General features: G+C 69.1%; 12 protein-coding genes. 3 read left to right on the top strand and 9 right to left on the bottom strand.

Features of this window, described 5'->3' with window-relative positions:
- Window positions 1-59: 59 nt before the first annotated feature.
- From H4O13_16810 to H4O13_16795, 4 genes are all read right to left on the bottom strand, one after another.
- Window positions 60-479 (bottom strand): DUF4156 domain-containing protein, encoded by a 420-nt coding sequence (locus tag H4O13_16810; protein MBE5317056.1) that lies wholly within the window; start codon window positions 477-479, stop codon window positions 60-62.
- Window positions 480-633: 154 nt separating this feature from the next.
- A complete protein-coding gene (locus tag H4O13_16805) occupies window positions 634-1,845 on the bottom strand; it encodes a cation:proton antiporter (GenBank protein ID MBE5317055.1) in 1,212 nt (403 codons plus the stop codon).
- A gap of 568 nt (window positions 1,846-2,413) precedes the next feature.
- Window positions 2,414-5,305 carry an insulinase family protein gene (locus H4O13_16800; GenBank protein ID MBE5317054.1) on the bottom strand — a complete coding sequence of 964 codons (2,892 nt, stop codon included), beginning with the start codon at window positions 5,303-5,305 and terminating at the stop codon, window positions 2,414-2,416.
- Between the two features lie 487 nt (window positions 5,306-5,792).
- A complete protein-coding gene (locus H4O13_16795; GenBank protein ID MBE5317053.1) occupies window positions 5,793-9,050 on the bottom strand; it encodes a PD40 domain-containing protein in 3,258 nt (1,085 codons plus the stop codon).
- 264 nt (window positions 9,051-9,314) lie between these two features.
- On the opposite strand from H4O13_16795, the gene H4O13_16790 reads away from it, so the two are divergent.
- Complete coding sequence (locus H4O13_16790) at window positions 9,315-9,860, top strand: hypothetical protein (GenBank protein MBE5317052.1); 546 nt, start codon at window positions 9,315-9,317, stop codon at window positions 9,858-9,860.
- Window positions 9,861-10,037: 177 nt separating this feature from the next.
- Here the strand turns inward: H4O13_16790 and H4O13_16785 are convergent, their stop codons facing one another.
- Window positions 10,038-10,994: a pyridoxal-phosphate dependent enzyme gene (locus tag H4O13_16785; protein ID MBE5317051.1), complete on the bottom strand. Its 957-nt coding sequence runs from the start codon at window positions 10,992-10,994 to the stop codon at window positions 10,038-10,040.
- A gap of 450 nt (window positions 10,995-11,444) precedes the next feature.
- Window positions 11,445-12,077: a glutathione S-transferase family protein gene (locus H4O13_16780; GenBank protein ID MBE5317050.1), complete on the bottom strand. Its 633-nt coding sequence runs from the start codon at window positions 12,075-12,077 to the stop codon at window positions 11,445-11,447.
- 132 nt (window positions 12,078-12,209) lie between these two features.
- Here H4O13_16780 and pepN point away from each other — a divergent pair, with 132 nt between their 5' ends.
- Window positions 12,210-14,804, top strand: a complete 2,595-nt coding sequence (gene pepN, locus H4O13_16775; protein ID MBE5317049.1) for an aminopeptidase N — start codon at window positions 12,210-12,212, stop codon at window positions 14,802-14,804.
- A 620-nt stretch (window positions 14,805-15,424) separates the two neighbouring features.
- On the opposite strand, the gene H4O13_16770 is transcribed toward pepN, so the two are convergent.
- On the bottom strand, window positions 15,425-16,441 hold the full coding sequence (locus H4O13_16770; GenBank protein ID MBE5317048.1) for a 3-oxoacyl-ACP synthase III: 1,017 nt from the start codon (window positions 16,439-16,441) through the stop codon (window positions 15,425-15,427).
- Here H4O13_16770 and H4O13_16765 point away from each other — a divergent pair.
- On the top strand, window positions 16,427-16,570 hold the full coding sequence (locus H4O13_16765) for a hypothetical protein (GenBank protein ID MBE5317047.1): 144 nt from the start codon (window positions 16,427-16,429) through the stop codon (window positions 16,568-16,570). The genes H4O13_16770 and H4O13_16765 overlap by 15 nt on opposite strands.
- Before the next feature lie 120 nt (window positions 16,571-16,690).
- Here the strand turns inward: H4O13_16765 and sppA are convergent, their stop codons facing one another.
- Together sppA and H4O13_16755 are read right to left on the bottom strand one after the other, a co-directional pair.
- Window positions 16,691-18,556 carry a signal peptide peptidase SppA gene (sppA, locus tag H4O13_16760; protein MBE5317046.1) on the bottom strand — a complete coding sequence of 622 codons (1,866 nt, stop codon included), beginning with the start codon at window positions 18,554-18,556 and terminating at the stop codon, window positions 16,691-16,693.
- A gap of 145 nt (window positions 18,557-18,701) precedes the next feature.
- Window positions 18,702-20,078, bottom strand: coding sequence for an MATE family efflux transporter (locus H4O13_16755; GenBank protein MBE5317045.1), 1,377 nt, complete (start codon window positions 20,076-20,078; stop codon window positions 18,702-18,704).
- Between the last annotated feature and the right edge of the window lie 52 nt (window positions 20,079-20,130).

Genomic DNA, 20,130 nt, shown 5'->3' with positions numbered 1-20,130 from the left:
AGACCGGAAACAACGCGGGCGCCCGAAGGCGCCCGACGTGCAGGTCGACGTGCGAGGTCTCAGTCTTCCAGCGGAATGACTTCCACTTCCTCGAAGTTGGACGGCCGCGTCTCGGCCTGGGGCCGAGTGGCCTGCGCCGCCGGCGGGGTGCCGCCAGCGCAGCGCCAGGTGCCGAAGGTCTGCTCGCCGTTGAGCGGTTCGGCCAGCGGCTTCAGCGTATCGCCCTGGCCACCGGCCGCCTGGTTGCGCGCCAGCGTCTCCAGCTCGTCGCGCACCTTGATCGCATTGCGGTCGACGAAGCCCACGCGGTCGCGCACGCTCACCGAGATCTCGCTCAGCATGCTGCCGCAGCGGCCCATGTCAGCATTGATGTCGACCACGCGGATCTCTTTGGCCCCGGCTTCGATCTTGACCCAGGTACAGGCCGGCAGCAGGGCGACAAGGCTGGTGACGAGTGCAACGCGAACGAAACGAGACATGGGTGGGCTCCGAAGTCGCTGAATGCCGCGGAGTCTAGCAAGGGCGGCAGCGAGCGCCGACGCGGCCTTGCGGAGAGCGTTCAGCCTGCCGGGCACGCGCCGGGTCAGGCGCAGGCCCGCCCCAGCCCCGAACGTCGATAGCCAGAACCAGCCATCAGTCGCCGCGCGCCGCCTCGGCCAAGGCCGGCGCGCGCTTTCGCACCATCGGGATGGTCAGCACCGTGCTGGTGACGGCCATCAGCAGCAGCGCAGTGAAGGCATCGGCCGAGATCACGCCCTTGTCGAGCAGGATGGTCGCGAAAATGATCTCGATGAGCGCTTTGGTTTGCAGCAGCCAACCGATCAGCTGCGCCTCGCCGGGCTTCCAGCCGAGCAGACGCCCGGCGATGCGCACGCCTGCCAGCTTGCCCGCCACCGAAGCGGCCAGCAGCGCGGCGGCGACGATGAACACTGTTGCGCCGCCGGCGTCCCACTCGGTGCGCAAGCCCGTGGACAGAAAGAACACCGGCATCATCAGCAGCAGCACGTGGTGGCGCACCAGGTCGTAGTGCTCCTCCTTGAACCACTCGCGGTCGATGATCACACCCGCCAGGAAGGCGCCGACCATGAAGTGCAGGCCCGCGACATCGGACGCCAGCGCGCAGGCCAGCAGCCAGACCAGGCCCAGCGCCCAGCGATCGACATCGCCGACCCGGCGCAGGCCGCGCCGCACCCAGGGCGCAAGCACCGCGAACGCCACCAGAAAGCCCAGCTGGTGCAGCAGCCGATCGGCATCGACCAGGATCAGAGCCAGCACCACCCAGATCGCGATGTCGTCCAGGCTGGCGTAGCGCAGCACGCGCTGACCGAGCGGCGTGCGCAGAATGCCGAGCTTCTCCATCAGCAGCATCAGAATCGGCAGCGCCGTCACGGCGCAGCCCATGCCGACGCCGGCGACGAACTGCCACTCCGACGCCTTGGGGCCAATCAGGCCCGGCTGCCAGAGCAGCAAGAAGTGCGCAGTCACAGCCCCCAACAGCAGCGGCAGGAGCAGCGCCAGCCCCGCCGTGACGGCGGTTTCGCGGCGGCCGACCCAGGCCTTCTTGAGGTCCAGCTCGATCCCAGCCAGCCACAGGAACACGATCACCGCCCAGAACGCGATGCCGTTGAGGTTGTCGATGACCGTGGGCGTGAACAGCGCATCGTGCGCTGCGGGGAACAGCGCGCCGGCAATGCCCGGCCCCAGCAGGATGCCCGCCACAATCTGCACGACCGGCAGAGGCGCAACGTCGTCCGTGCGGGCCAAGCGCCAGAACAGCCACGGCAGGGCGAAGATCAGCAGCAGGACGAGAAGATACGCAGTCTTGGGATTGATCGCTTCAGGCATGAGGCAACTCGACGGGGCAGGGCGCGCCGAGCCAGACCCGGCGGCGTGAAACACGCGCGGGACGTTGAGCTGGCGCGAGAGCGAGCGCGCGACTTGACCAGCGGACAAGGGCCCTGTCAAGGCGAGAGGACGCCTGTGGCATTGGACGTACCCGCCGTCTACGTCATGGCTGGCATATCTGGGCGCGGCGCAGAACGCGTGAGCCGGAGCCCGACTTCAACCGGCGCTTTCGCAGTGTCGGTTCCGACATGACCCCAACGCACGGTGGGCCATCGTGGCCGCAACGTCGGCGCAGGGATCCAAACGATCTGGCCGTCGTGGGAGCGCCCGAGCGGGCAGCCCAGGGCAAACGCGGAGCTTGGAGCGGGTCTTGGGCCTAGGCTCGCTTAGCGTGGCAACGCCCCCTCGCTGCCCTTTACGAATTCCTTGTCTCGCGCTCTCACGGCATCGCTCTGCTGAGCGCGAAACATCTCGCCCTGGCAGACATGCGCAAAAAACAAACGCCGCCGGATCTCTGCGGCGGCGTTTGCGTTTCAAGCACTCTGCGGAACAGCTCAGCCGCGAGCCGTCACTTCACGAGTTCCCCGTCCGCATCCAGCACCTGCACCGGCACCGACGCGCCAAACAGTTCGCGCACCGGCTGTTCGATCTTGCTCAAGTCGCCGACGATCACCCAGGTCAGGGCGTCCGGCTGGATCACGCCGGCGGCGCTGCGGACCTGGTCCAGGGTCATCGCTTCCTGCAGGGTCTGGTACTGCAGCGGCCAGTCGTCCGGGCGCTTGTAGCGCAGGATGCCGCTGACTTGGCCGAGCACCGCGCCCGCGCTCTCGAACGAGCCAGGCATCGCGCGCACGTTGCGGGCCTTGATCTTCTCGACTTCTTCGGCGCTGGCCGGTCGCGCGCCGGTGAACTCGCGCAGCTCGCGCTTGATCTCGGCGATCGAATCGACCGTGCGGTCGATCTGCACTGGGGCCGAGACGATCCAGGGGCGCTGCCCGAGTGCCGCCGGCACGAAGCTGTAGCTGCCGTAGGACCAGCTCTTGTCCTCGCGCAGATTCATGTTGAGGCGCGAGGAGAAGGTGCCGCCGAGCACGCCGTTGGCGACGTCGAACTCGATCGAGCGCGGATCCTGGGTGGGTGCCACCAGCTGGCCGGCGAGGATGTTGGCCTGGATCGCGCCGGGCTGATCGACCAGGAACACGCGCTGGCCCTGCGGCAATGCCACGGTGGCGAGCGTGGGCACCGCGGGTGCGGGGCCGTCGGCCTTCCACTCGGCGAAGTGCTTCTCCAGCAGCGGCATCAGCTCATCGAGCGTGATGGCGCCGACCGCGACGATGGTCGCCAGGCCCGGGTGGGTCTGATCTCGGTGGAACGCCAGCAGCTCCTCGCGGCTCAGTGCGGCGATCGAATCCTCGGTGCCGGTGCCGCTGAAGGGGATGGCATAGGGATGGCCTTCACCGAACAGCACCGGCGGCAGGATGCGCAGCGGGATGGAGTTGGGCCGCGCCTTCTCCTGGCGAATGGCGGCGATCCAGCTCTGCCGCACGCGCTCGATGTCAGCGGCGTCGAAGCGCGGACGCAGCAGGGTGTCCGCCAGCAGATCCAGCGAGGGATCAAGGTTCACGCGCAGCGCCGACAGCGAGACGCTGGCGCCGTCGAGACCGGCGCCGGCGCCGATGCTGGCGCCCAGCGATTCGGCGCGCGCGCCGAAGGCCAGCGCATCGAGATCGCCGGCGCCTTCGTCGAGCATGCCCATGGTGAAGCCGGCGGTGCCCAGGGTGCGGCCCTGGTCCAGGGTGTAGCCGCCGCGGAACTCGATGCTGAGCTGCACCACCGGCACGTCATGGCGCTGCGCCAGCACCACCTGCACGCCGTTGGACAGCGTCGCGCGCTCCAGCGCGGGAAAGCTCAGCTTGGGGAACTCGGTGGTCTGCGGCACCCCGGTCGAACGGTCGACGCCTGCATCGAGTGCGCCCAGGCCCGGGGCGGGCGTCGGCTCGACCAGGGCGACGGCTTCCTCGCCGGCCTCGATGCTGCGCACATCCGGCGGCGAGGGCGGGCGCTGGCCCGGCACCACCACCAGGGTGTGGTCGCCGCTGGACAGCCAGCGCTGGGCGGTGGCCTGCAGCTCGGACGGGGTGGCCGCCAGGATCGTGCGCATCTCGTCGCGGAAGCAGCCGGGGTTGCCGGTGTAGACGGTGCACTGGGCCAGCACGTCGGACTTGCCGCCAAAGCCGCCGACGCGCTCGATGCCGCGGATGAAGCTGGCCTCGAACACGGTGCGGGCCTGCGCCAGCTCCTCGTCGCTGATGCCTTCGTTCAGCAGCCGCGCGATCTCCTCGTCGAGCACGCGCTCCACGGTCTCCGGCTCAACGCCCTGCTTGACGTCGACGAACACGAGCAGGCGGCTGCCGAGCTGGCCGCCGAGCAGGAAGCTCGACGCGCTGTCGGCCAGCTTGTCGGTGTGGACCAGGCGACGGTCCAGGCGCGAGGTGCTGCTGCCGCCCAGCAGCTGCGAGACCAGCTGCAGGCGATCGGCGTCGGCGTCGGTGGCCTCGGCCACGTTCCAGGCGCGGTAGACGCGCACCTGGGGCACGCGATCGGGCAGCACTTCGCGGGTCGAGGCCTCGCGCTTGGCGACGTCGACCTTGGGCTGGGTGGTGACCGGGCCGGGCGGGATGTCGCCGAAGTAGCGCGTGACCTTCTCGCGCGCGGTCTCGACGTCGATGTCGCCGGCCAGCACCAGCACCGCGTTGTTCGGGCCGTACCAGGTGCGGAACCAGTTGCGCACGTCGTCCAGGGTGGCGGCATTGAGATCGGCCATCGAGCCGATCACGCTCCAGCTGTAGGGGTGGCCTTCGGGATACATGGCCTTGGACAGGCGCTCCCAGGCCTGGCCGTAGGGCTGGTTCTCGCCCTGGCGCTTCTCGTTCTGCACCACGCCGCGCTGCTCGTCGAGCAGCGCCTGGTCGATGGCGCCGAGGAAGTGGCCCATGCGGTCCGACTCCATCCACAGCGCCATGTCGAGCGCGGTAGTCGGCACGTTCTGGAAATAGTTGGTGCGGTCGGTGTTGGTGGTGCCGTTCTGGCCGGTGGCGCCGACCTGCTCGAAGGGCTCGAAGAACTCGCCCTTGTAGTTTTCCGAGCCCTGGAACATCAGGTGCTCGAACAGATGGGCGAAGCCGGTCTTGCCGGCCGGCTCGTCCTTGCTGCCGACGTGGTACCAGACGTTGACCGCGACGATCGGCGCCTTGCGGTCGGTGTGCACGACCACGCGCAGGCCGTTCGGCAGGGTGAAGGTCTCGTAGGGAATGTCGACCGGCAGCGCGATCTCGGTCTTCGCGGACGAAGCAGCGACATCGCCGCGCACGCGCTCGGCGGGCGTGCAGGCGACGAGCGATACGCCAAGCAGAGCGCTGAGAAGCGCCACCGCCAGCGGTTTGGTGGAAGGCAGACGCATGCGCCGCTCCGTATCCGTGGAAAGGGAGCACGATCATAGCCACGCGGCGTACGCCGACTGACCTGCCAGTTGGCACAGGGTGGCGGGCGCGATGGACCGCATCACCCCGGTGGACGCCGAGCGGCGGCCTCAGGGGAGACTGACGTGCGCTGTCTCGCGCGTGTCGCAAGCATCCTGTTGGGCCGCGCTGCGCTTGGCCCAACCTACACAGGCACCGCGAGCACTCGGGCCTGTCGCAAGCACCCCGTTGGGCCGCGCTGCGCTTGGCCCAACCTACACAGGCACCGCGAGCACTCGGGCCTGTCGCAGGCACCCCGTTGGGCCGCGCTGCGCTTGGCCCAACCTACACAGGCACCGCGAGCCCCCGGGTAGGTTGGGCCAAGCGCAGCGCGGCCCAACGTCGCGCGCAGGACGCAGCGACGCGCCCAAACACCGCCACCCTCTGCGGCACGCGCGGGCGCATGAACGGCGCCCGCGTACGCGGCGATCACAGCCGCGGAAACTGCGTCGGCGCCGGCGGTGCCTCGATGCGCTTCGGCGGGTTGGCTTCCAGCGCGCGCAGCAGCTCGTCGACCGCACGCTCCAGGCTCGGGTCACGGCCGGCAGCGATCGCCTCGGGGCGATCGATGACCTCGATGTCGGGCGCCACGCCCTCGTCCTCCACCGCCCAGCGGCCCTCGGTGTCCATGAAGCGGAAGGTCGCAGCGAGAATCGCACCGCCATCCGCCAGGCGCGGGTTGCCGCTGATGCCGATCAGGCCACCCCAGGTGCGGGTGCCGATGATCGGGCCCAGGCCCATCTTGCGGAAGTAGTAGGGCAAGGCGTCGCCGCCCGAGCTCGACAGCCCGTTGGCCAGCATCGCCTTGGGCCCCGCGTGGTGCAGCAGGGGGGTCGGGTTGGGCTGAAGCCCGCGCTGCTTCCAGAAGTTCAGGGGCTGGCGCGACAGCAGTTCGATCATGCGGTCGGGAATGAAGCCGCCGCCGTTGTAGCGGTCGTCGATGATCAGCGCGTCCATGTGCGCATAGGCCAGCATGCCGCGATGCAGCTCGCGGTTGCCCTCCACCGCCGTGTTCGGCAGGTGGATGTAGCCGACGCGACCGCCGGACAGCTCCGCGGCGAGGCGACGCCGCGCATCGACCCAGTCCTTGTAGCGCAGGGGCTGCTCGCGGGTCAGGGTCTGCACGCGCACGGTGCGCGCGCCGGCGTCCTCCGGCCGCGCATTGACGCGCAGGCTCACCACCGCGTCGCCCTTGCCTTCCAGCAGCTGGTAAACGTTGGCCACTTCGCGCGTGCTGACGTTGTCGATGGCGAGGATGAACTCACCCTCGCGTACGGTGGCATGCGCCTCGGTCAGCGGGCTGCGCAGGGCCGGATTCCAGTTCTCTCCGGCAAAAATCCGTCCGACCTGGAAGTAACCGCTTTCATGCGCGCGCAGCTCCGCGCCCAGCAGGCCCCCGGCGCGACGCGGCACCTGCGGCTCGTCGCCGCGCTCCACGTAGACGTGGCCGGCATTGGTCTCGCCGGCCAGTTCGCTCAGCAGATAGTCGAGGTCGGCGCGACTGGCCACATGCGGCAGCAGGGCCGCGTAGCGGTCGCGAATCGCCACCCAGTCCTGGCCGTGCATGCCGGGGTCGTAGAACCAGTCGCGCAGGATGCGCCACGCGTCGACGTAGTGCTGGGCCCACTCGCGCTTGGGATCGACGCGCAGCTGCAGGCCGTCGAGCTTGAGCGCGCCGGCCTCGAAGTCGACCTCGGGCTTGGCCTCGACGATGGCGAAGCGCTCGCCTCGACGCAGCAGCAGATGGCCACCGCCGCCCGCCAGCGCGTAGCCCGTGATCTGGCCGGCGACGGTCTTGGGCTGCTCGTCGTCGAGGCCGAGATAGCGCAGCTCGCCGGGGCCCTGGCCGCTGCTGGCGACGAAGAACACGCCTTGCGCGTTCGCGGCCAAGCCCTGGTAGCTGCCCGCCGGCGCCTTCAGCGCGACCACGCGCTGATTGAAGCCGGGCACGTCGATGCGCAGACGCTTGGGCTCGGCCTTGTCGCCGCCCTTGTCCGGCGCGCTTTCAGCCGCCGCGCGCGGCGCGACCTCATCGCTCTTCGGCGCGTACAGCACCGGGCCATCGGCGGCCAGCGGCGCGGCGTAGACGCGGGTGGCGTTCTGGTAGAGGTAGTTGAACTCGTAGGCTGAGAACGCGAGGTTGAAGTCGCGGTTCGACAGGAAGTACAGGTAGCGGCCTTCCGGGTCGAACACCGGCGCGAACTCGCTGGTCTCGTCCGGCGTCAACTGCTGCGTGGCGGAACTGTCCAGGCTGTACAGCCAGATCGAGCCGTTGCGGCTGCTGCCGGTCTTGACGTAGGCGATGAAGCGGCTGTCGGGCGCCCAGCTGTACTCGGTGATGTCCTCCTGCACCGAGCTGTCGATCTCGGTGGTCGCGCCGGTCTCGGCGTTGACGAGGCGCAGACGCTGGCGCTTGTCGCCATAGACGAAGTGGCGTCCATCGGGCGACCAGCTCGGCGCGAAGCGCCAGATGTCGCCGTCGGTGGTGACGCGCCGCGCCGGGCTGCTGCCGTCCTGGGCCTGCACGTACAGCTCGTACTCGCCCGAGGCATCGGACAGATAGGCGACGAAGCGGCCGTCCGGCGACCAGCTGACGCTGTGCTCGCGGGCATCGGGCGTGCGCGTGAGATTGCGCGCCTCGCCGTGCTTGGCCGGCACGCTGAAGACCTCGCCACGCGCGCCGAACAGGGCGCGCTTCCCGTCGTGACTCAAGTCGAAGCTCTCGATGTTCTTCGACGCATCGACAAAGCGCGGCTGGGTTTCGGGGAAATCCGCGCGCACCGTGATCGGAATCTGCCGGGTCTCGCCGGTGGCCGGCAGGAACTGCCAGAGCGCGCCGCCGTTCTCGAACACCAGGCTGTCCGGCCCGGCGCTGGGCCAGAGGATGTCGAAGTCGGTGAACTGCGTGAGCTGCCGCGGCTCGCCGCCGCTGGCCGGCATCGCGAACAGGTTGAGCGTGGTGTTGCGATCGGAGACGAAGTAGATCGTGTCGCCGATCCACATCGGCTGGTGGTCGGTGGCCGGGTGATTGGTCAGCTGCTGCGAAGTGTTGTTGACGAGGTCATAGCTCCAGACCTCCTGCGCGCGGCCGCCGCGGTAGCGCTTCCAGCTGCGGAAGTCGCGGTCGATCGGCGTGTAGACGAACTGCGTGCCGTCCGGGCTCAACATGCCGCCGCCGCTTTCGGGAATCGCCAGCGGCTGCTCCATGCCGCCGGCCACCGGCACGAGATACGGCCGGCCGCTGCGCTCATCAAAAGGCACGCGATTCATGCGCACCACGATGTGCTGACCGTCGGGCGTCCAGTCGAGCACGCGGTTGTCGGTGCCGCCACGCGGCGGCATCAAGCCGACATCGTTGTACCAGGTCAGCTGCCGCGGCTCGCCGCCGGCGGCCGGCATCACGAAGACCTGGCGGGTGCCGTTGTACTCGGCCGAGAACGCGATCTGCGTGCCGTCCGGGCTGAACTTCGGATACAGCTCGCGGCCGGCATGCGAGGTCAGTCGCTGGGCGAGTCCGCCTGCCGTCGAGGCGATGTAGATGTCGCCGGCGTAGACGAAGGCGACACGCTCGCCGTGCACGTCAGGAAAGCGCAGCAGCTTTGTCTCCGCGCTGGCCTGCGCAGCCGCGGCGAAGCCCGCGAGTACCAGCGAAGCGCGCAGCGCGCGGCTCAAGATCGAGGGGGCCATGAAGCGTCCTTTGCCGATGGGGTGGCGCGGAGTATGGCCGTGGGGTGGCGAGGGGGTGAGGGTCGTTGGTTGGGGGGGCGTTCCTCGCCGCGTTACCCTGCGCGCGAGGCGGGCGCCCGCCCGATCTCTGCAGCCATTGGCGGGATCCGAGCAGTTGAGCCAGCCAGGCGTCGGCGTTCTTCAGGAGTGACGTTTATGAAAGATGGGCCCTGCGGCTTCGTACTTCCTGCTTTCACTCTTGGCCGATGGATTCAGTTCCTGCTGATGATCGCAGGCACCACCGCGTCGGCATTTGCTTCGGCGGAAGAACGCGGCGAAACCCTCCGCCTGTCGTACGGGACCCACAAAGTGCGCGGCGCCGCGACTGAACTCGGCCTGCGCACGACCTTGCTGCGCCGTGAGAACTTCAATGCGCACGGTTTCGATGTCCTGTTCGTGCACAGCGCAAGCTCATCGGAGTCCGCAGAGAAGCAGCAGCTCGTTCCGTTCTTTATGCAGGACGGTGAATCCGCCTCGCTAAGAACAAACGAGGGTGCGGACTGCGTGCTGCGTGATTTCCGTCTGACGGTCGCCCCGGAGTCAGGGCCAGTGGTCGTAGTCGCGGAGCGGGAGCTGCATGAGTCCTATTTCGAGGAGCTCCCAGTGCGATTCCGTGAGTTCACGCTGCACCGCAATGCGGAGGGCGTTCCAGGGAGGCCTTCGCTCTACTTCGAGGAGTCACGCAGCTGGCACAGCAAGAGCAGCTACTGCGATGTGGGTGATGCGCTTCAGCGGGAGCTGGGCCTGGCGGATCGACGCACGCCGGGCTAGCTGGCGCAGGCTCACACGCCGATCTGTTTCGGCGGATGCAAAGCGTGACATTCGTCGATCGCAGAACCGAGGCGAGTGCAGGACTACGGTGGGTCAAGACCCACCCTATGCATCGCGCGATGCAAGCCAATGCCCGGCGGCGGGCATCGCGCAGCGCCACGCATCGCGCGACGCGGGCTACCAGGGCAAGGCGTCCAGATCCACATTGCCGCCCGACAGGATCACCCCGACCTCGCGTTCGGCGAACAGCGCGGGATTCTTCAGGATCACCGCCAGCGGCACCGCGCAGCTCGGCTCGATGACGATCTTCAGCCGCTCCCAGATCAGGCGCATGGCGGCGATGATCTCGGCCTCGGAGGCCAGCAGGATGTCGTCGAGGCGCTCGCGCAGGATGCCGAAGGTGAGTGGGCCGAGTTCCGCGCGCAGGCCGTCGCAGATCGTGTCGGCGATGCGGCCGGTGATGCGCTGGCCGGACTTCAGCGAGTCGTGCGCGTCGCAGGCCTGTTCGGGTTCGGCACCGAACACGCGGATGCCGGGCTTGAGCGACTGCGCGGCGATGGCCGTGCCCGAGAGCAGGCCGCCGCCGCTGACCGGCGCCAGCACGGTGTCCAGGCTCGGCACGCTGTGCAGCAGCTCCAGCGTGGCGGTGCCCTGCCCCGCGATCACCCGCGCATCGTTGTAGGGGTGCACGACCTCGGCGCCGGTCTGCGCCAGCACCTCGGCCATGGCGGCGTCGCGCGCAGCCTGATGGGTGTCGCAGGGAATGATCTCGGCGCCGAAGTCGCGGATCGCGGCGAGCTTGATCTTCGGCGCCGAGCGCGGCACCACGACGCGGGCGGGGATGCCGCGCAAGCGGCAGGCCAGCGCGATCGCCGCGCCATGGTTGCCGCTGCTCTGGGTCAGCACGCCGCGGGCCGCCTGCGCCTCGCTGAGCCCGAACACCGCGTTCGCCGCGCCGCGGAACTTGAAGGCGCCGATGCGCTGGAAGTTCTCGCACTTGAAGTGCAGGCGGCAGCCGGCGATGCGGTCCAGCGAGCCGGAGCGCAGCACCGGGGTGACCTGCGCATGCGGGGCGATGCGCGCGGCGGCGGCGCGGATGTCGTCAAGGATGGGAACGGTGGTGGCGGGGTTCATGGTCACAGTGAATTGAGTGGGGCAGCGTGCGCTAAGCGTGCAGCGATGGTGGCGCAATTGGAGCCTCGATGCGCAAGTCCGAGGCACGCGACGCCTTTGAGGGCTCTTGCTCGAAGGACGGCCCTTGTGGCCCGCCGTGCGCCGATTCAGTGCTTTGCTCCCCTCTCCCCTGCAGGGAGAGGGGCCGGGGGAGAGGGGGCGATCTTGCCGCGAGTGTGCCCCCTCTCCCCAACCCCTCTCCCTCGGGGGGAGAGGGGCTCAACAGCAGCCAACGCTCTGCACGCAGCCTGCGGCCTGCACCCAGCTTGCGGGTCGCGCGCTCACCTATACACCGCCGAGGAGGCTTGACTTGAAAGAGAGTGTCCACAAAGAGCAGGGACAGTGCCTCGCGGTAGCCGCGGCCCCTCTGCGAATCCCGAATCCCGAATCCCCAATACCCAATCCCCGCTCTCAAGCCTTCGCCGGAAAATTGCGCGCCATCACCGCGTCGAGCGGCGGCAGCGCATCGATGGCCGCGGCGATGGCGTGAAGCTTCGGGGCATGCTGGGCGAACCAGGGTCGGCGCGGTTCCCAGCGGCTCATCACGGCGATGTAGAGGTCGATCGCGCTCATCCGCTCGCCGAGGAACCAGGGCCCGCTGGCTTCGTTCTCCATCATGGCCCAGCCGCGGTTGCGCCAGTCCTCGATGCAGGCAAGGAAGCCCGGCTGCGCCTCGGTCATCGGCACGAAGCGCGCGGGGATGTCGGCGTAGGTGAAGGTGGGGTAGAGCGTCGACACGCAGAAGGTCAGCCAGCGCAGAAAGCGGCCGCGGCAGCGCTCGCGCGGCAGCGGCACCCAATCCTCGCTGTCGTTGGTCTCGGCCAACCAGAGCGTGATCGCCAGGCTCTCCGCCAGCACCTCGCCACCGGCGGTGACCAGCGTCGGCACCTGGGCCAGCGGATTGAGCCTGGCCAGCGCCTCGCGCGCGGCGGCATCGGCCAGCAGGTCGCCCACGCGCTCGAACCGGTACGGCAGGCCGTACCACGCCAGCTGCGCCTCGATCAGGGCCGAGCCCCAGCCCTCGCGTCCGTGCAGCTGATACATGCGCACCCTCCTTCGACTTTGGTCGTAGCAGCGCCGGCATGCGCCCACACGGGCGCCCGACATGACCTTCGCAGCTCGCCGGAGCGCGTCGGTGGCGGCATGCTACGCCATCAATTCCACTCTCCCTTCGCCATGTCCGAGTCTCCGCTCATCCACCGCCACGACTACCGCCCGCCGGCCTGGCGCATTCCGCGCATCGGCCTGGTCTTCGAGCTCGATGCCGAGCGCACCCTCGTCGAGAGCGAGCTGTTTCTGGAGCCCGAGCGCAGCCGCCGCGGCGAGCCGCTGGAGCTGGACGGCGAAGGTCTTGAACTCGAATGGCTGGAGCTGGACGGCCGTCGGCTTGAGTCCGGCGACTACCACTACGACGGCCATCGCCTGCGTATCGAGGGACTGCGTCAGCCCTGCGTGCTGCGCAGCCGGGTAGCCATCGCACCGTCCGCCAACACCGCGCTCGAAGGCCTGTACACCAGCGGCGCGCTGCTGCTGACCCAGTGCGAGGCCGAAGGCTTTCGTCGCATCACGTTCTTCATCGATCGGCCCGATGTGCTCAGCGTGTATGCGGTCGAGCTGCGCGCCGAGCGCGCGCGCTATCCGGTGCTGCTGGCCAACGGCAATCCCGCCGGCAGCGGTGAACTCGACCGCGGCCGCCACTACACGCGCTGGCAGGACCCGCATCCCAAGCCCTGCTACCTGTTCGCGATTGCTGCCGGCCGCATGGAGCGCGTCTCCGCGCCCTACATCACCAGCGAGGGCCGCCACGTCGAGGTCAATGTCTGGGCCGAGCCCGGCTTCGCCCCGCGCTGCGAGTACGCGCTGGGCGCCACCCTGCGGGCGATGCGCTGGGACGAGCAGCGCTTCGGCCGCTGCTATGACCTCGACGTGTTCAACATCGTCGCCGCCCAGGATTTCACCATGGGCGCGATGGAGAACAAGGGTCTCAACATCTTCAACGCGCGCTACATCCTGGCTGACATCGACAGCGCCACCGACGCCGATTTCGAGGCGGTGGAATCGGTGATCGGACACGAGTACTTCCACAACTGGAGCGGCAACCGCGTCACCGTGCGCGACTGGTTCCAGCTGTCGCTGAAGGAAGGTTTCACCGTGTTCCGCGACCAGGAGTTCACCGCCGACCTGCGCTCGCGCGCGGTCAAGCGCATCGAGGACGTGCGCATGCTGCGCATGCGCCAGTTCCCCGAGGACGCAGGCGCGCTGGCGCATCCGGTGCGGCCCGACAGCTACCGCGAGATCAACAACTTCTACACCGCCACCGTCTACGAGAAGGGCGCCGAGGTGGTGCGCATGCTGCACACCCTGCTCGGCGAGGAGACCTTCCGCCGCGGCTGCGATCTGTATTTCGCGCGCTGGGACGGCAAGGCCGCCAGCGTCGATGCCTTTCTGGAGGCGATGCGCGAAGCCAGCGGCCGCGATCTCGTGCAGTTCGAGCGCTGGTACGCACAGAGCGGCACGCCGGAAGTGCAGATCGAAGCGCGCTTCGATGCACGCACGCGGCGCTGCACGCTGCAGATACGCCAGCACACCGCGCCAACGCCGGACCAGGCCGACAAGCAGCCGCTGCACATTCCTCTGGCCTACGCCCTGTACGGCGCCGACGACGCGCCGATCGAAGCGCTGCCCGGCGGTGACGCCATCGCACGCCCGGGCCTGATCGAGCTCAGCGCCGAGCAGCACACGGTGGTCTTCGAAGACCTCGACGCGCCGCCGCTGCTGAGCTTTCTGCAGGGCCTGTCGGCGCCGGTGCGTCTGCGCTTCGACTACAGCCCCGCCGAGCTGGCCCGGCTGGCGCGCATCGAGCGCGACCCGCTGTGCCGTTGGGACGCTCTGCAGCAGCTGGCGCAGACCGCCCTGCTCGACGCGTCCGCTGCGCATGCGCAGGCGCTCAGCGAAGCGCTGGGCGCACTGCTGGCCGATGAAAGCGTCGACCCGAGTTTCGTCGCCCTGTGCTGGCAGCTGCCCGAGTTCGAGGTGCTGGTGAACGCGCGCCCGCAGGTCGATATCGACGGCCTGCTCGGCACCCGCCGCGCCCTGCGGCTCAAGCTCGCCCACGACCATGCGGCCCTGCTGGCGCAGCGCTACACGGCGCTCAGCGTGCAGTTGCCGGATGCGCTGGAGGCCAGCTCCGCCGCCGCGCGGCGCTTGAAGAACACCTGCCTGCACTACCTTGGCCTGGTCGAGGCCGACGGCCAGCGTGCATTCACGCAGTTTGAAGGCGCCGGCACCCTGACCGATCGGCTCGCGGCGCTGACTGCGCTGATCCACGTCGTTGCGGCGCAGGCGGACTCGGCGCTTGACGCCTTCCAGCAGCGCGTGGGTGAGGATCTGCTGCTCAACGACAAGTGGATCGCCGCGGTCGCCACGCGGCCGCAGCCGGCCGCGCTCGACGATGTGCTGGACCTGCTCTCCAGCCCGCATTGGAACCCGCGCAATCCCAACCGCGTGCGGGCCCTGCTCGGCAGCTTCGCGCGCAGCAACCCGGCCGCGTTCCACCGCGCGGATGGCGCCGGCTATGCCCTGCTGTTCGCCCAGCTGCCGAAGATCGACGCGCTCAATCCGCAGGTCGCGGCGCGCCTGCTGGGATCGCTGGAAGCCTGGCAGCGCTTCGACGCCGGCCGTCGCGAACTGATCGGAGCGGGCCTGCGCGGGCTCGCCGCACAGAGCCTGTCGCGCGACTGCGGCGAGATGCTGGAGCGGCTGTTGGCCTAGGCCGAGGCGAGGCCCATTGGGTGGGTCAAGACCCACCCTATGAAATCGCGGGTTCGATTCGCGCCTTGGCGCGTGCCCGGCACTCGCGTCGCGTCCAAATCGGCGAAGCACCGCCATAGGGTGGGTCTTGACCCACCGGCCCTCGACCCTCGCCCCGGTGTTCGCCTGGTTGGTGTGTGGCGCGAAGCGGCGCATCGACGGTTGGCGCTTGGCGCATGGCGCATCGGAACAAGGCCAGCGTCGAGCCCATGGTGGGTCAAGACCCACCCTATGAAATCGCGGGTTCGATTCGCGCCTCGGCGCGTGCCCGGCACTCGCGTCGCGTCCAAAGCGGCGAAGCACCGCCATAGGGTGGGTCTTGACCCACCGAACCACGACCCTGGCCCCGGTGTTTGCTTGGTTGGCGCATGGCACATGGCGCGAGGCGTGAAGCGGCGCATCGGCGCAAGGCGCTTGGCGAGCGTCGAGCCCATGGTGGGTCAAGACCCACCCTATGGAATGACAAAGCCCGCGCAGGGCGCGGGCTTTGGCGGGATCACGCGGGCGGCGGAGCGTGCCGCGCGGTGCTGTTTCGACGGTGACGCGGCATGGGCACGGGCCTCACGCCCGCGCGCGGCACATCACCACACCACTTCGGCCATCGAACAGTTGAGGCCGGAGCCGATGCCGAGCAGGGCGATGCGCTGGCCCTTGCGCAGGCGGCCCATCTCCTTGAGCTTGGACAGCACGATCGGCACCGAGGCCGGGCCGATGTTGCCGTGCTCTTGGAAGATGGTGTGCACCTTCTTCGGGTCGATGCCGAAGGTCTTCAGCAGGGCCTCGGTGTGCACCCGGCTGACCTGATGGATGACGAATTCGTCGAGCTCATCGATCACCCAGCCCAGCGCCTGACGCGCGGCACCGAAGGTGACCTGGGCCAGCTTCATGCCCTCGATCAGCAGGGACTTGGTGTCGGTGACCATGCGGTCGAGGTTGCCGCGGCACAGGTGGCTCCACTGCGTGGCCGCGCGGGTGACGCCGCCGCGGTAGCGCGGCGCATCGGGCGCCAGCTCGCGACGCGCCAGCACCATCGCCGCCGCACCGCAGCCCAGGGTCAGCGACGCGAGCTCGCTGCGGAACTCCTCGTCGGTGATGGTCGGGCTCAGCATGCGCTCCAGGGTGCGCTTGTAGACGAGGTTCGCGGTCTCGCCGTCGACGATCAGGGCGTAGTCGATCTCGCCGCGCTCGATCATCCGGCTGGCGATGTCCATGCCGTTCAGAAAGGCCAGGCAGGCATTCGCCACGTCGAAGTTCTGGCAGGTCTCGGGCAGGCCGAGGTTGCCGGAGACGATGCTGGCGGTCGACGGCTCCAGAAAATCGCGGCTGACCGAGGTGTTCACCAGCAGGCCAATGCGGCCGCGTTCGACGCCGGCTTCGGCCAGCGCTTTTTCAGCGGCCAGGGTGGCGGCGTCCGAGGCCAGCACGTCGTCGTCCCACATGCGCCGCGAGCGAATTCCGGCGATGTCCTGGAGGACGTCGGCGCGGATGTTCAGGCGATCGAGCGTGGGCTTCAGCTGGAGGTTGATGTCCGCCGAGCTCAGCGGATGCGGCGCGTCGATGTGCGCCACGCTGGCGATGGAGACGTGCTGGAACAGCATGGGGAATCCGGTGTGGGGGACGGCAAAGCCTGCGAACGCTACCGGGCTTTGTCCGGTGCTGCAAGCTGGAAGGGGCCGGATCAGCGCGGATCGGGCAAGGAAGTCAGCGCGATCGGCGGCGATCTGTGAAGGCCGGCACCGATTCACTCCCGTCAGCGCAAGCGTGGCTGGCGCCAGCGTCGTGCTGACCAAACGGACGGGGCCGGCCCCGAAAGGCCGGCCCCGCCCGCTCTGCGCTCGCTGCTGCGCTTACTCGGCGCTGCAGAGGCAGTGCGCCAGCACCCGCGCGGGCAGGCCGCGCACCGGCGGCGCCATCAGTTCGAGCTCTTCACGCAGCTGACGCACCAGCGGCTGCTCGGCCAGGCCGGGCGGCAGGCCGAGGCTGCCGGCCACCGCGCGCGCCGTGGCGTTCTTGCCGAGGTCAGCGAGGAATTTCTCGAACGGCGAGGGCTCCTTCTCGACGTAGCTGACCTGGAAGCTGTCCTTGGCCAGTTCGGCGAAGCCGGCTGCCGCATCGATGGCGTCACGCAGGCCGCCCAGCTTGTCGACCAGGCCCAGCTCCAGCGCCTGGGCGCCGCTCCAGACGCGGCCGCGACCCACTTTGTCGGCGTCCTCGTAGCTCTTGCCGCGCGCCTCGGCGACGCGATTGATGAAATCGCGGTAGCCGTCTTCGATCACGGTCTGCAGGATGGTGCCGACCATCGGATCCAGCGGGCGGGTGGGGTCGAAGGCGCCGGCAATCCTGGTGGTGCCCACGCCATCGCTGCGCACGCCGACGCGGGCCAGGGTGTCCTCGGCGGTGAAGAACAGGCCGAAGATGCCGATCGAACCGGTGATCGTGCTGGGGTCGGCGTAGATCTCCTGGGCGTTCATCGAGATCCAGTAGCCGCCCGACGCCGCCACGTTGGCCATCGACACCACCACCGGCTTGCCAGCGGCGCGGGTCAGCTCGACCTCGCGGCGGATCTGCTCGGAGGGGAACACGCCGCCGCCGGGCGAGTCGACGCGCAGCACCAGCGCCTTCACGTCCTCATCCTCACGCGCCCGGCGGATCAGGCTGGACGTGGACACGCCGCCGACCTGACCCTGCGGCAGTTCGCCGTCGGCGATGCCGCCCTGGGCAACCACGACCGCGACCTTCGGACGGCTGTCGATCGGCAGCTTCTCGCGGTCGAGGAAACCGAGGTAGGCCTCGAGGTTGACCTGGCGGAAGGTGTGGTTCTCCTCGTCCTTCTCGCCGCGCTCGATCATCAGCGCGCGGAACTCGTCGGCGGTCTTCAGCTCATCGACCAGGCCCATGCGCAGGGCCAGCTGGGCCAGGTCGCCCTGCACCGCAGCGACTTCGACGTCGAGGCCATCGATCTGCGCCTGCAGGGTCTCGGGCTTCAGCTCGCGCAGCTCGGCCACCTCGCTGAGGTAGCGCTGCCAGATGTCGGTCATCCAGTAGAGGTCGGCCTCATTGGCTTCGGGCGAAGCGTTGTCGCGGATGTAGGGCTCGGCGAAGCTCTTGAACTCACCGACGCGGAACAGGTGCACCTTCACGCCCAGTTTGTCCTGCAGGGCTTCGCGGTAGTACGCGCGGTAGCGGCCGATGCCTTCCAGCAGCACCGCGCCCGAGGGGTGCAGGTAGACCTCGTCGGCGTGCGCGGCCAGGTAGTAGCCGGCCTGGTCCATGTTGTCGGCGTAGGCGACGATCTGCTTGCCGCTCTCCTTGAAGCGCTTCAGCGCGGCGCCGACCTCGCGCAGGGCGGCGAAGCCCGCGCCCGCCATCTGGTCGGTGCGGATCACCATGCGCTCGATGCGCTTGTCGGTGGCGGCCGAGTCGATCGCCCGCAGCAGGTCGCGCAGCTGCACCTCGGCGACGCTGTCGCCGGTGAGCTCACCGAGCGCGCGCGAGGCGGCATCGGCGGTGAACTGTTCGACGATGCGGCCCTTGGGCGCGAGCACGAAGGCGTTGCGCTCCTCCAGGGTCGGGCCGCCCTTGAGCACGGCGTACAGGAGGAAGCCAAGCACCAGCAGGAGCAGCCCGTTCAGCAGTAAGCGACGGCTGAAGTTCAGCGCATCCCAGAAAAAGATCACGAAGTTGACGAAGGCGCCGCGGCTGGGCTGGTTCATGGACGGTCTCGTGGTTCAGAGGTTCGCCGCCGGCACCCGATGCCCGGCGGTCGAGGTGGCCGGCAGGATGCGCCGGCATTCGCGCATGTGACGCGAACGGGGCCAGAGAGTAGTGACTTCTTCGGCCGCGGTCATCGGCGGACAGTCATGCCTGGGCAAGGGCCTGACGGCGCAGGCGACGGGCCAGGATCACAAAGCGCGTGGTCAGCATCAGCGCCGCCGCCGACAGCCCGAGGATCAGCCCGAACCACATGCCGTGCGCACCCTGGCCCTGCACGATGCCCAGCCAGTAGCCCAGCGGCATGCCGAGGCCCCAGTAGCTCAGCACGGTGATGATCGCCGGCAGACGGGTGTCCTTGAGGCCGCGCAGGGCCCCGGCCGAGGCCGCCTGGATGCCGTCGGAGAACTGGAAGGCCGCCGCCAGCACCATCAGCTGGGCGGCCAGCGCGGCGACGGCGGGGTCCTTGGTCCACACCGAGGCGATCGCGCCGGCGCCAAACAGCAGCACCAGCGCCGAGACCAGCTGGGTCCCGCAGGTGATCGCGTAGCCGGCGCCGCCGGCCCAGGCGACGCCGCGCGGATCGCCGCGACCGACCGCGTTGCCGACCCGCACGGTGGTGGCCATGGCCACGCCCAGCGGGATCATGAAGGTCACCGAGGCCAGATTGATCGCCACCTGGTGCGCTGCGGTCTGCAGGGTGCCCAGGCTGCCGATGATCAGCGCGGTGGCGACGAACAGGCTGCCCTCCATGAAGATCGAGAAGCCCATCGGCAGGCCGATCTTCAGCAGATCGGCAATCGGCGCCCAGCGCGGCCACTCGAAGCCGGCGAACAGGTTGAGGTCGGCGTAGCCACGGCCGTAGCGCAGGGTGAGCCCGTAGGCGATGGCCTGCGCCCACAGGGTGGCGGCGGTGGCGATGCCGAGGCCCCGCGCGCCCAGCTCGGGCGCGCCGAAGCTGCCGAACATCAGGGCATAGCCGAGCGGCAGCAGCAGCAGCAGGCCGCTGAGTCCGATCACCATGGTCGGCTTGGTCAGCGACACGCCTTCGCTGACATAGCGGAAGCAGAAGAACAGAGCCAAGGCCGGCGCGCCGGCCGCCACGCCGCGCAGAAAGGCCAGCGCCTGCGGCCGGACCTCCTCGGCGACATTGGCGAACTGCAGCAGCCAGCCGGCGTTGGCGACAAAGACGGCAAGCCCAAGGCCCAGCAGCAGCGCCAGCCACACGGCCTGCCGCAACACTGCGCCGATCTCGCCGCGGCGGCCCGCGCCGTCGAGCTGGGCCACGGTCGGCGGGATCGCCATGAGCACGCCGATCACGATCAGGATCGCCACCGACCACACCGCGGTGCCGATCGCCACGGCCGCCTGGGTGAGCGCCGAGTGGCGTCCGGCCAGCACGGTGTCGATGACGTTCATCATCATCGAGGACAGCTGGCCCATCACCAGCGGCAGCGCCAGCACGGTGGTGGCGATGACCTCCGCGCCGAGTCGGCGGAAGAACGGAGGCGTGGGCGAAGGCATGCGTGGCGCACCGTGAAGCGGGGGCGCTATGGTAGCCGCTGCCTTCACCGAC

The sequence above is a fragment of the Lysobacterales bacterium genome (genome assembly GCA_014946745.1).
GTDB lineage: Bacteria > Pseudomonadota > Gammaproteobacteria > Xanthomonadales > Xanthomonadaceae > Aquimonas.
The sequence above is the reverse complement of the archived record's forward strand: the minus strand, read 5'-3'. Positions and strand labels throughout refer to the sequence as shown.

Excerpts from the sequence above, each read along its gene's own strand:
- H4O13_16810 (MBE5317056.1), bottom strand. The coding sequence starts at position 479 with ATGTCTCGTTTCGTTCGCGTTGCACTCGTCACCAGCCTTGTCGCCCTG.
- H4O13_16805 (MBE5317055.1), bottom strand. The coding sequence starts at position 1,845 with ATGCCTGAAGCGATCAATCCCAAGACTGCGTATCTTCTCGTCCTGCTG.
- H4O13_16800 (MBE5317054.1), bottom strand. The coding sequence starts at position 5,305 with ATGCGTCTGCCTTCCACCAAACCGCTGGCGGTGGCGCTTCTCAGCGCT.
- H4O13_16795 (MBE5317053.1), bottom strand. The coding sequence starts at position 9,050 with ATGGCCCCCTCGATCTTGAGCCGCGCGCTGCGCGCTTCGCTGGTACTC.
- H4O13_16790 (MBE5317052.1), top strand. The coding sequence starts at position 9,315 with ATGATCGCAGGCACCACCGCGTCGGCATTTGCTTCGGCGGAAGAACGC.
- H4O13_16785 (MBE5317051.1), bottom strand. The coding sequence starts at position 10,994 with ATGAACCCCGCCACCACCGTTCCCATCCTTGACGACATCCGCGCCGCC.
- H4O13_16780 (MBE5317050.1), bottom strand. The coding sequence starts at position 12,077 with ATGTATCAGCTGCACGGACGCGAGGGCTGGGGCTCGGCCCTGATCGAG.
- pepN (MBE5317049.1), top strand. The coding sequence starts at position 12,210 with ATGTCCGAGTCTCCGCTCATCCACCGCCACGACTACCGCCCGCCGGCC.
- H4O13_16770 (MBE5317048.1), bottom strand. The coding sequence starts at position 16,441 with ATGCTGTTCCAGCACGTCTCCATCGCCAGCGTGGCGCACATCGACGCG.
- sppA (MBE5317046.1), bottom strand. The coding sequence starts at position 18,556 with ATGAACCAGCCCAGCCGCGGCGCCTTCGTCAACTTCGTGATCTTTTTC.
- H4O13_16755 (MBE5317045.1), bottom strand. The coding sequence starts at position 20,078 with ATGCCTTCGCCCACGCCTCCGTTCTTCCGCCGACTCGGCGCGGAGGTC.